The sequence below is a fragment of the Promicromonospora sp. NPDC060204 genome (assembly GCF_042728455.1).
GTDB lineage: Bacteria > Actinomycetota > Actinomycetes > Actinomycetales > Cellulomonadaceae > Promicromonospora.
Map to the genome: position 1 here is coordinate 1 of NZ_JBHWZO010000211.1, position 11183 is coordinate 11183.

Consider the following 11183-nt stretch of genomic DNA (forward strand, 5'->3'; position numbering starts at 1 on the left):
GATCCTGACCGGGGTCGGTACCTCACGTCGTTCGACGACCTGGCCTCGAAGCGGGTCCTGAAGCGAGGCCCCGGAGGAAGGTGTGCTGGGGGAGATGCGGCCGGGTGGGCCGCATTCCGTTCACCCTGGCCCCGCAGAGTTCGGCCCAGCCGGACTGTCCGGCACAGCCGGCATACCCGGGGCGCAGCCGAACGGAGTTCAGCCCGACCGGCACCCACCGAATCAGTGATGTCCGACCCCCGAGGGCGCCCGTGACTGCCGTCGGCGGCGCCGCAGTGTTGCGGAACAGATGGTTTGACAGCGCGCGCCAGGAGCGATGTACTGGTGTTCTATCGAACACGTGTTCGTAAGTGCTCCACCACCGGTCTCCGCCGGCAGGCACCATCGCTGGAGGGACATGACCGTCGTAACCATCTCCTCGAAGGCCGACACCGCCGCCGACGCCGTCCCTGCCGGCGACGGCAGCAAGCACGCGCAGGCGCTCGCGGCGCTGCGGTCGGCCGAGGCGCGCACCGGCGTCCGCAGGCAGGCCACGGCCGCGCGACCGGCGCAGCCCGTCCAGACCGTCCGCGCCGAACAGCCCGTCGAGGCGCACCGGGTGCAGGTCCGGGCGCTGCGGGGCGGGCTCCTGACCGATCCGGTGCCGGCGTCCGCGCCCGAGGTGAACCACCGGTCTGCGGCGGGCGCCGCACCGTCGTCGGGCGGCCGGGTGGGGCACCCGGGCGAGGACACGCGCGTGCTGCCCGTGCACCCGCACCTGGCGGCCCTCCTGCCGGACGGCGGCCTGCGGGCCGGGACCACCGTGGTGGTCCGGGGCTCGACGTCGCTGCTGCTCACCCTGCTCGCCGAGGCGTCCCGGGACGGGGCCTGGACGGTGCTGGTCGGGTACCCGGCCGCCGGGCTGGCCGCCGCGGCCGACGCCGGGTGCGACCTGGCGCGCACCCTGGTGGTGCCGCTGCCGGCCGGGTCGGGGGTGGACGCGCCCGCCGTGCTCGCCGCGCTGATCGACGGCATGGACGTGGTCGTGGTCGGGCCGGAGGTGGCCCTCCTGGACCAGGACCGCCGTCGCCTGACGGCGCGTGCCCGCGACCGCGGCACCGTCCTGCTCCCCACGGCCCCGTTGAGTGCTGGGTATTCGTCGCTCGAACGGCCCTCGACGGGGCGAATGTCCAGCACTCAGCGGGACGTGGGCGGCTGGGCCGGGGCGCACGTGGTGCTCGAGGCCACCGGCGGGGCCTGGTCGGGGGTCGACGGCGGGGTGGGCTGGCTGCGGCGCCGGACCCTGCGGGTACGCCGCACCGGGCGGGGGAGCGCGGCGCGGCCGGTGCACCTGGACGTCGAGGTGCCGGTGTGCCGGGCAGCCGTGACTGAGCCCCTCGGAGCCTGGGACCCGGGCACCGTGCGGGACGAGGCCGTGCAGGACACGGATGCCGAGAGCCGGCCGTCGCTGGAGCTGGTGGGATGAGCGAGCGCACCGCCACCGCGACGGCTGTGACCCGCACCGCGTGCCTCTGGGTGCCCGACTGGCCGGTCGTCGCCGCCCTGGTCGTCGCCGGCCTCGGCCCCGAGGTCCCCGCCGCCGTCACGGGCGGTCCTGGCGGACGGATCGTCGCGGTGTCCGCCCCCGCGCGCAGCGCCGGGGTGCGCCGCGGCATGCGGCGTCGCGAGGCCCAGGGGCGCTGCCCCGACCTGCAGCTCTGGACCGCCGACGACGCCCGCGACGCCCGCGAGTTCGAGCCCGTCGCCGTGGCCGCCGAGACCGTGGTCTCCGGGTTGGAGATCGCCCGCCCGGGGCTGCTCCTGCTGCCGTCCGGCGGCGCGGCCCGCTACCACGGCTCCGAGCACGACCTGGCGCGCGAGCTGACCGAGCAGGTCGCCGTCCGCACCGGCCACGAGTGCCAGGTCGGGGTCGCTGACGGCTACCTGGCCGCCGTCCTCGCGGCCCGGGACGACGCCGTCGTGCCGCCGGGGGACTCCCGCGACTACCTCGCGCCCCGCCCCGCTGCCGTCCTCGTGCACGCCCGGCCCGCCGACCGGGCGCTGACCGAGCTGGTCGACCTGTGGCGCCGCCTCGGCGTGCGCACGCTCGCGGACCTGGCCGCCCTGCCCGACGCCGCCGTCGCCGCCCGGTTCGGCGACCTCGGCGTGTGGGCGCAGCGCCTCGCCCGCGGGCAGGACGTGCGCCCGCCCGCCCGGCGCCGGCTGGTGGAGGACCTGACCGTCACCGAGGAGCTGGACCCGCCGGCGCACCGGGTCGACGTCGCGACCTTCGCCGCGCGCCGCCTCGCCGAGCGCCTGCACGGCGACCTGCACCGGCGCGGCCTGGCGTGCGGCCGGCTGCGGATCACGGCCCGCGCCGTCGACCCGGTCACGGGCGAGGCCCGCACCCTGGAACGGCTGTGGCGCACCGACGACACCCTCGGCGGGCTGTCGGCCGCCCGCATCACCGACCGCGTGCGCTGGCAGCTCGAGGGCTGGCTCACGGCGTCGTCCCTCGGGCAGGGCGAGCAGCCCGCCCCGATCGCGGGCCTGAGCCTGGCCGCCGAGGAGGTCACCCCCGCCGGGGCGCTGCAGCCGCGCCTGTGGGGACCCGGCGCGGGCGAGGACCTGCGTGCCCGCCGCGCTGTCGAGCGCGTGCAGGCGCTGCTCGGCGGCGACGCCGTGCTCACCGTGCGGCTCCAGGGCGGGCGCGACCCCCGCGACCGCGTGCAGCTCGTCCCCTACGGCGAGCAGGTCCCGCCCGAGCGCGACCCCGACCGGCCCTGGCCCGGCGCCCTGCCGCCGCCGGCGCCGTCGGTCGTGCTGCCCGAGCCCGTCCCCGCGCGCGTGCTCGACGCCGCCGGCCGGCCCGTCGTCGTCGACGTGCGGCTGGCGGTCAGCGGCGAGCCGGCCCGCGTGGTGGTGCCGGGGGCGGCGGCGGGCGGCGGCCTGGGCGGTGCTTCCAGCGGTGCGTCCGGTGGTGCGTCCGGGGGGTCCGGCGGGGTGCCGGGCAGCCGGGCGTCGGGCGACGTCGCCTCCGGCAGGGCGGACGACGACGGCGCGTGGGCCGGTCTCGACGCCGCCGTCGTCGACTGGGCGGGGCCCTGGCCGGTCGCCGAACGGTGGTGGACGTCGCGGGGCAAGCGCCGCGTGTTCCTCCAGGTGGTGGTCGACGGCCCCGGCCCGTCCGGGGAGCTCACGCTCGGCCTGCTGCTGTCGTCGGCGGCGGGGACGTGGTCCCTGGAGGCTCTGTATGACTAGGACCGGGACGGCGGACGTGCCGTACGCCGAGCTGCACGCGCACTCCGCGTTCAGCTTTCTCGACGGCGCCTCGCACCCCGAGGAGCTCGCCGCCGAGGGCGCGCGCCTCGGGCTGAAGTCGCTCGCGATCACCGACCACGACGGGCTGTACGGCGTGGTGCGGTTCTCGCAGGCGGCGAAGAAGGTCGGGCTCAAGACGGCGTTCGGGGCGGAGCTGCACCTCCCGGCCCTCGTCGGCGTGGGGGGCGCGCCCGTGCTCGACCCGCCGACCGGGATCCCCGACCCGCGCGCGACGCACCTGCTCGTGCTGGCGCGCGGGCCGCAGGGGTACCGCAACCTGTCGAGCGCGATCGGCACCGCGCACCTCGACGCGGGCGTCAAGGGCGCCGCCAACTACACGCTGGAAGCCCTGGGCGAGGCGGCGAGAGGCGAGTGGCTGGTCCTGACGGGCTGCCGCAAGGGCCCGCTCCGCCAGGCCCTCGCGCCCTCGTTGAGTGCTGGCTATCTGCGCTCTCAAAACGATTCGACGCCGCAAATAGCCAGCACTCAACGAGGGGGAAGTCGGGTTGATCGGTTGGAGCGGGGGCGGCGGGAGCTGGCGCGGCTCGTCGATGCGTTCGGGCGGGACAACGTGGCCGTCGAGATCAGCGCCACCGGGGACCCGCGCGACGCCGACCTGCACGACGCCCTCGCCCTCCTGGCGCAGGAGGCGCGGCTGCCGCTGGTCGCCACCACCGCCGCGCACTACGCCCGCCCCCGGGACGCCGACCTCGCCGGTGCGCTCGCGGCGGTCCGGGCCCGGTCGAGCCTGGACGACCTGGACGGTTGGCTGCCCGGCGCACCCACCGCGCACCTGCGCAGCGGCGCGGAGATGGCGCGCCTGCACCGCAGGCACCCCCAGGCCGTGCCGACGGCGGCCGCGCTGGGCGCCGAGTGCGAGTTCGACCTGAAGCTCATCGCGCCGCGGCTGCCGCCCTACCCCGTCCCGGAGGGGCACGACGAGAAGTCCTGGCTGCGCGAGCTCGCCTACCAGGGCGCGACTCGGCGCTACGGCCCCCGGGAGGGCAACCGGAAGGCCTGGAAGCAGATCGACCACGAGCTGAGGGTCATCACCGACCTGGAGTTTCCCGGGTACTTCCTCGTGGTCTACGACCTGGTGGAGTTCTGCCGGCGCAACGGCATCCTTGCGCAGGGGCGGGGCAGCGCCGCGAACTCGGCGGTCTGCTTCGCCCTGGGGATCACCGCCGTGGACGCGGTGAAGCACGGGCTGCTGTTCGAGCGGTTCCTGGCGCCGGAGCGGGACGGCCCGCCGGACATCGACGTCGACATCGAGTCGGTACGGCGCGAGGAGGTGATCCAGTACGTCTACGAGAAGTTCGGGCGCACGCACGCGGCGCAGGTCGCCAACGTCATCTCCTACCGGCCACGCTCCGCGGTGCGCGACGCCGCCCGCGCGCTCGGCTACGACCTCGGCCAGCAGGACGCCTGGTCCAAGAGCATCGAGCGCTGGGGCTCGCTCAAACCGAGGGTGCCCACCCCGCCGTCGGACGGCGTACCAGGCGGCGTGCCCGACGGCGTCCCCGGCGCAGGACCCGCCCCGCAGAACCGGACTGCCGCCAAGGACGCCCGCATGACGGCGCTGTGGGGGCCGGGGGAGAACGGGACCTTCGTCGACGTGCTCGCCCAGGAGGCGCGTACCGCGGGGGAGCCCCGGGAGCGCGCCGACGACACCCACGACGTCGTGCCGTTCCGTACCCCGCCGTCGGCCGCGCAGGAGGGGGAGATCCCCGACGACGTCCTCGACCTCGCCGACCGCATGCTCCGTCTGCCCCGCCACCTGGGCATCCACTCCGGCGGCATGGTCATGTGCGACCGCCCGGTGATCGAGGTGGTCCCCGTCGAGTGGGCGCGCATGGAGGGGCGCACCGTGCTGCAGTGGGACAAGGAGGACTGCGCCGACGCCGAGCTGGTCAAGTTCGACCTGCTGGGCCTCGGCATGCTGACTGCCATCCGGTACGCCTTCGAGTCCATCGAGGAGCACACCGGGAAACGTCTGGAGCTGCACGACCCGCCGCAGGACGACCCGCTCGTGTACGACCTGCTGTGCGCCGCCGACACCGTGGGCGTGTTCCAGGTGGAGTCGCGCGCCCAGATGGCGACCCTCCCGCGGCTGCGGCCACGCGACTTCTACAGCATCGTCGTGGAGGTCGCGCTCATCCGGCCCGGCCCCATCCAGGGCGGCTCCGTGCACCCGTACATCGAACGGGCCCGCGGGCGCGAGAAGGTCGAGTACCTGCACCCGCTGCTCAAGAACTCCCTGAGCCGCACCCTGGGCGTGCCGCTGTTCCAGGAGCAGCTCATGCAGATGGCGATCGACGTCGCCGGGTTCACGCCCAAGGAGTCCGACGAGCTGCGGCGCGCCATGGGGTCCAAGCGGTCCCAGGAACGCATGGAGGCACTGCGCGAACGGCTCTACGCCGGGATGACCACGAACAAGATCCCGCCCGGGGTGCAGGAGCAGATCTTCGAGAAGCTCAGGGCCTTCGCCGACTTCGGCTTCCCCGAGTCGCACGCCTACTCCTTCGCGCACCTCGTGTACGTGAGCTCGTGGCTCAAGGTGCACCACCCGGCCGCGTTCTACGCGGGGCTGCTCGCGGCCCAGCCCATGGGGTTCTACTCCCCGCAGTCCCTGGTCGCCGACGCGCGCCGGCACGGGGTGCGCGTGCTGCGGCCCTCGGTCGCGGCGTCCCGGGTGCTCTCCTCGGTCGAGCGGGTGCCTTCGCCGACCGAGCCCGCCGAGACCCCGGCCGCGTCCGTCGCCCACCTCGTCCGGGCCGACCCGGCGCTCGCGGTCCGCATGGGGCTGGAGTCCGTGCGGGGCATCGGGAAGGACAAGGCGGAGGAGATCGTGGCGGCCCGCGACGCCGCGGGCCCGGCGGGGTTCGCGTCGCTGCGGGACCTCGTGCGGCGGGTCGAGCTGTCGACGGCGCAGCTCGAGGCGCTCGCGACGGGCGGGGCGCTGGAGCCGCTCGGCGTCGACCGGCGAGAGGGCCTGTGGGCCGCGGGCGCGCTGGGCCAGGAGGGGCCGACGACGCTGCCCGGCGTCAGCGTCGGCGTGGATGCCCCGGTGCTGCCGGGGATGAGCGAGGTCGAGCTGGCGCAGGCCGACGCGTGGACGACCGGCGTCACGCCCGACTCGTACCCGACGCAGCACGTCCGGCCGGGGCTGGAGGCGGCGGGCGTGCTCACGGTCGCCCAGGCGATGGTGACCGAGCCGGGACGCCGGGTCGCCGTCGGCGGGGTGGTGACGCACCGGCAGCGGCCGGGCACCGCCGGGGGCGTGACGTTCCTGTCCCTGGAGGACGAGACGGGCCTGCTGAACGTGATCTGCACCGTCGGGCTGTGGCAACGGTTCCGCCGGGTCGCGCGGTCGGCGCAGGCCATGGTGATCCGCGGACGGATCGAGGCCGCCGACGGCGCCGTCAACCTCCTGGCCGAACACCTCGCCCCGCTGACGCTGGCGGTCCCGGGGCGGTCGCGCGACTTCCGGTAGGCGACGTCAGCCCACGTAGAGCAGGCCGGTGCTCGTCGCCCACAGTGCCGCCGAACCCGCGCCGACCAGCACCGCGGAGACCACGTAGAACCAGATCTTCATGCGGTGCCCGGCGATGCGCAGCAGCACGGCCAGGCCGAACGCGGCGACCGCGAGGGCGGGGGCGGCGAGGAACGGGTCGCCCCCCTGGGCGTCCTGGGTGACCAGCACGTACACGGCGCTCACCAGCAGCAGCCGCGGGACCCAGCGCAGCAGGGCGCCGAGCAGCCGGACCGGCCACGGCCTCCGGCGCGGCGCGACCGGGGCGGGCGCCGGAGTGCGCGGCTGCTTGCCCGGCCGCGCGCCCTGCTGCCTGCCCGGCTGCACGGCCTGCGGTCCGCCGGGCTGCACGGCCTGCTGTCCGCCCGGCTGCATGCTCTGCGGGCGCACGGCGGGCCGCACGGGCTGCCTGGCCGGCTGAGCGGCGGGCTGCGCGCCCTGCTGCCTCGTCGGCTGCGCGACGGGCGGCCGGCCCGGCTGCACGGCCGGCATCGGCCGGGTGGCGCGCAGGGACGGGCTGGGCGCGGCCTGCCGCGGGGCGGGGCCGAGGTGCTTCACCGGGCTCTTGCGCGGCTGGTACGACTGCGGCGGTGGAACCTGGCTGCGGACCACCTGGGTCGCCGTGGCCGACGGCGGCGCCGTGGCGGCGGACCCCGCCGCGGCCGACCCTGCCGCGGCCGACCCGACCGGGGTCACGGACCGCGGCCGGCTGGTGACGGGTGCCCGCTTGCTCGCCGGCGCGGGCTCGGGGCTGCGGAACGCGCGCCAGCCGCGGAGCGTGTCCGCGTGCCCCTCCGGGGGAGCGGCGGCCCGCCAGCGCATCGCCAGCCAGATCCAGTCCTTGATCTCGGCCGGGGTGCGGCCGCCGGCCACCTCCGCGCCGATCTCCGCGATGTGGTCGGCGACGACCTGCTCCGCGGCGCCGTCGAAACCGTCCGCGTGCACCTCGGTCAGCACGCTCATCAGCGCCCGGTCGTAGACCAGGGCGTGCCAGGGCTCCGGGACCCGGGTGGGCGTGACCTCGTCCGCCCGGTCGAGGTCGCGCTGGAACATCTTGGTGTGACCCCGGCCGGGCAGGATGTCCGTCGAGGGCAGCGTGGCGACCTCGGCGGCCGTCACGCCGTCGCTGACGAGCTGCGAGGTGAGCAGCAGCGTCGGGTCGGGCGTCGCGCTCGCGATCCGGGCACGCACCACGCTCGCGATGTTCTCCAGCGGCGGCCGGTGGTTCGGCTGGTACCGCGTCATGGCCAGGACCAGGGACTGCAGGTGCCGGTCGATGGCGGGGCGCTCGGGCAGGGGATCGTCGTCCGGGACGACGCCGGCCGGCTCCTCCTCCACGAGGTCGGCGGGCGTCAGGTCCCGGCCCAGGAAGTTCAGGTCCAGCGGCAGCGCGCCCGTGCTCGCGTACACGAGGAGCAGCCCGAGGCTGTACACGTCGGACCGCGGGTGCACCCGGCGTCCGAACAGCTCCGGAGCCATGTAGGCCATGGTCCCGGCCGGCTGCGTGGAGGTCGCGGCGTCGAACACCTTGGCGATGCCCAGGTCGATGAGGACGGCGCGGTCGCCGTCGACCATGATGTTCGCCGGCTTGAGGTCGCGGTGCAGGCAGCGCTCCTCCTGCAGCACGAGCAGCGCGTCGACGATCTGCCGGGCCAGGTGCAGCGCCTCGGGGCCGGACAGCGGCCCCTCCTCGCGCACCCGGTCGCGCAGAGTGGTGCCGGGCACGAGCTCCATCGCGAACCAGGGCTGTGTCGCGTCCAGTCCGGCCTCGACGAACCGCGGGAAGCCCCGGCCGTCCAGCCGTTCCAGCAGGTGCGCCTCCTGCGCGAAACGCTCGCGGGCGTCGTCGTGCAGGCCGGTCAGGACCTTGAGGGCCACCTCGGTGCCGTCGTCGGCCTGCGCCTGGTACACGTGCGCGAAACCGCCGTGGCCCAGCGCCTCGGCGAGCGTGAACCGGCCCAGGCGCTCCCCGCTGGCGGGGATGCGCCGCACCGGCCGTATGGGCAGGGCGGCGGCGCGGGGGGCGGGTGCGGGCGGCTGGGCGGGTGCGGCGGGCTCCGCGGGCGGGAGCTCCGGGGTGGGCTCCGGGTCCGGGGCGGACGCCGCGGCGGGCTCCGGTTCCGGCAGGAGTGCCGGCTCGGGGGCGGGGTCTGCGGCGGTCGTGGCGGGCTCGGCCACGGATTCGGCAGACAGCTCGGGAGTCGAGTCGGGTTCCGGGTCCGGCTCGGCGTCGGCCGTGGTCGGCGGTGCCGGGACGGGCCCGGGCTCCGCGGCGGATCCGGTCTCGGCGGGGTCTGTCCCAGCCTCGGCCTCGGCGGGCTCAGGGGCGTCGCCCGGCTCGGCGACAGTGTTGGTCTCGGCGGGCTCAGGAACGTCGGTCGGCTCCGCGATCGGCTGCTCCGCGACCGCCGGCTGCTCCGCGTCCGCCGGCTGCTCCGCGTCCGCCGGCTGCTCCGCGATCGGCGGCTCAGGGACCGGACCGGGCTCCGCGGGCTCAGGGTCGCGTCCCGAGGACAGCTCAGGTGCGGCGGCCGGCTCAGGATCGTCCGCGGGCTCGGCGACGTCGTCCGCGCTCGGCGGCGCGGGTACGGGCGCGAGCTCCCTGGTCGGATCCTCGTCCGGCGGGGCGGGGACCGGCGCGAGCTCCGGGGTCGGCGGGGGGCCTGCTGCGGGCTCGGGCTCCGTTGACGGGACCGGACCGGGGCCGACGGCCGCTGGCGCGACCTCGCCGACGCCGGGTGCTGGTGACGTCATGCCGGAAAACCTACCAGCGGACCCCCGCTGATCGGAGGAAAGTCCACGCCGGGTCTTTTAACCCGTTGACCACAGCAGTTGCTGCCGGAGCAGCCCTGATCCGGCCGCGACAGGTGTGCTCGACCTAGACGCCCTGGGTGCGGTACCAGGCGATCTTTTCCCGCAGGCGGTCCTGCTGGGTGCGCAGGGCGTCGATCGACTCCTGCACCCGCCGGTCGTGCTCCTCCAGCAGCGCGACGCGCGCGGCCAGGGTCGCCTCGTCGAGCGACAGCTCGGCGTAGCGCTTGAGGTCGGCGATCGGCATGCCGGTGTCGCGGAGGCAGTGCACGAGGTCGAGCCAGCCCAGGTCGTCCTGGGTGTAGGTGCGGTGCCCGCCCGACGTCCGCGCGATGGGCCGCAGGATGCCCTCGCGCTCGTAGTAGCGCAGCGTGTCGATGCTGAAACCGGAGACCTCGGCGGCCTGCGCGGGCGAATACGTGATCATGTGCTGATCCTGCCCTTGACCTGGAGCGCGCTCCAGGGTTTTCGCTGCTCTCATGACCACGACCCGGAGCACCACCCAGAGCACCACCCAGCACGCCACCATCCACGACACTCCGCCTGCAGCACGTCTGGTGCTCGGCGCCATGATGTTCGGCACCGCCGTCGACGAGACCACGGCCTTCGACCTCCTGGACCGGTTCGTCGACGCCGGCGGATGCTGGATCGACACCGCCGACTGCTACTCCTTCTGGGCGAGCGAGTCCGGCTACGGCGGGCAGAGCGAGGAGGTGCTCGGCCGCTGGCTCGCCGCGCGCCCCGGCGTACGCGACCGCGTGCTGCTCTCCACCAAGTTCGGGGCCGAGCCGCGCGACGCCGCCGACTGGCCCGCCTCCCGCACCGGCCTCTCGGCCACTGCGGTCCGGGAACAGCTCACCCGCAGCCTGCGCCGGCTCGGCACCGACCACGTCGACCTGGCCTGGGCCCACATGGAGGACCGTTCGGTCCCGGTCGAGGAGACGGCCGACGCCTGCGCTGCCCTCGTGTCCGACGGTGTCGTGGCGCGGATCGGCACCTCGAACCACCCCGCGTGGCGGGTCGAGCGGGCCCGGCGCCACGCCGTCGGGCAGGGCGAGGAACCGTTCAGCGTGGTGCAGCACGCCTACAGCTACCTCCAGCCGCGCCCGGGCACGCTGACGGGGAACCACCGGTTCGGCTGGCTCGACGACGAGCTGGTCGACCTGGCCGCCGTCGAGCACCTGGACGTCTGGGCCTACACGCCGCTGCTGTCGGGCGCGTACGACAACCCGGCCAAGCCCATCCCTGAGGTCTTCGACCACCCGGGCACCACGCGGCGGCTAGCCGTGCTCGACGACGTCGCGGCCGAGCTCGACGCGTCCCGCGGCCAGGTGGTGCTCGCCTGGCTGGCGGCCCGCGGCATCCACCCGATGCTGGGCGGCAGCAAGCCCACCCAGCTGACCACGGCGGTAGCGGCCCTCACGCTGCCGCTCACCGAGACCCAGGTGACCCGCCTGAGCGAGGTAGACGTCACCCCGCCCACCTCCTGACCCTTCACCGTTGAGTGCTGGCTATCTGCGCTCTCGAAACGTTCCGAGAG

The 11183-nt window shown here is 75.5% G+C and carries 6 protein-coding genes; 4 read left to right on the forward strand and 2 right to left on the reverse strand.

The annotated features are described in order from the left end of the window. Positions 1–397: 397 nt before the first annotated feature. From ACFWEJ_RS21885 to ACFWEJ_RS21895, 3 genes are read left to right on the forward strand one after another with little or no spacing between them, the layout of a single operon-like run. The gene (locus ACFWEJ_RS21885) at positions 398–1465 is read left to right on the forward strand and encodes a hypothetical protein (protein WP_377231299.1); all 1068 of its coding nucleotides are present in this window, start codon (positions 398–400) and stop codon (positions 1463–1465) included. Continuing rightward, the gene (locus tag ACFWEJ_RS21890; protein ID WP_377231300.1) at positions 1462–3240 is read left to right on the forward strand and encodes a DNA polymerase Y family protein; all 1779 of its coding nucleotides are present in this window, start codon (positions 1462–1464) and stop codon (positions 3238–3240) included. The genes ACFWEJ_RS21885 and ACFWEJ_RS21890 overlap by 4 nt, the downstream gene beginning before the upstream one ends. Further along, a complete protein-coding gene (locus tag ACFWEJ_RS21895; protein WP_377231301.1) occupies positions 3233–6793 on the forward strand; it encodes an error-prone DNA polymerase in 3561 nt (1186 codons plus the stop codon). The genes ACFWEJ_RS21890 and ACFWEJ_RS21895 overlap by 8 nt, the downstream gene beginning before the upstream one ends. 6 nt (positions 6794–6799) lie before the next feature. Here the strand turns inward: ACFWEJ_RS21895 and ACFWEJ_RS21900 are convergent, their stop codons facing one another. Next, positions 6800–9586, reverse strand: coding sequence for a protein kinase (locus ACFWEJ_RS21900; protein ID WP_377231302.1), 2787 nt, complete (start codon positions 9584–9586; stop codon positions 6800–6802). A gap of 124 nt (positions 9587–9710) precedes the next feature. Then, positions 9711–10070 (reverse strand): MerR family transcriptional regulator, encoded by a 360-nt coding sequence (locus ACFWEJ_RS21905; protein ID WP_377231303.1) that lies wholly within the window; start codon positions 10068–10070, stop codon positions 9711–9713. A gap of 52 nt (positions 10071–10122) precedes the next feature. On the opposite strand from ACFWEJ_RS21905, the gene ACFWEJ_RS21910 reads away from it, so the two are divergent. Beyond that, complete coding sequence (locus tag ACFWEJ_RS21910) at positions 10123–11133, forward strand: aldo/keto reductase (RefSeq protein ID WP_377231304.1); 1011 nt, start codon at positions 10123–10125, stop codon at positions 11131–11133. Positions 11134–11183: the final 50 nt, after the last annotated feature.

Coding starts and splice junctions, on each gene's coding strand:
- ACFWEJ_RS21885 (WP_377231299.1), top strand. CDS start 398: ATGACCGTCGTAACCATCTCCTCGAAGGCCGACACCGCCGCCGACGCC.
- ACFWEJ_RS21890 (WP_377231300.1), top strand. CDS start 1,462: ATGAGCGAGCGCACCGCCACCGCGACGGCTGTGACCCGCACCGCGTGC.
- ACFWEJ_RS21895 (WP_377231301.1), top strand. CDS start 3,233: ATGACTAGGACCGGGACGGCGGACGTGCCGTACGCCGAGCTGCACGCG.
- ACFWEJ_RS21900 (WP_377231302.1), bottom strand. CDS start 9,586: ATGACGTCACCAGCACCCGGCGTCGGCGAGGTCGCGCCAGCGGCCGTC.
- ACFWEJ_RS21905 (WP_377231303.1), bottom strand. CDS start 10,070: ATGATCACGTATTCGCCCGCGCAGGCCGCCGAGGTCTCCGGTTTCAGC.
- ACFWEJ_RS21910 (WP_377231304.1), top strand. CDS start 10,123: ATGACCACGACCCGGAGCACCACCCAGAGCACCACCCAGCACGCCACC.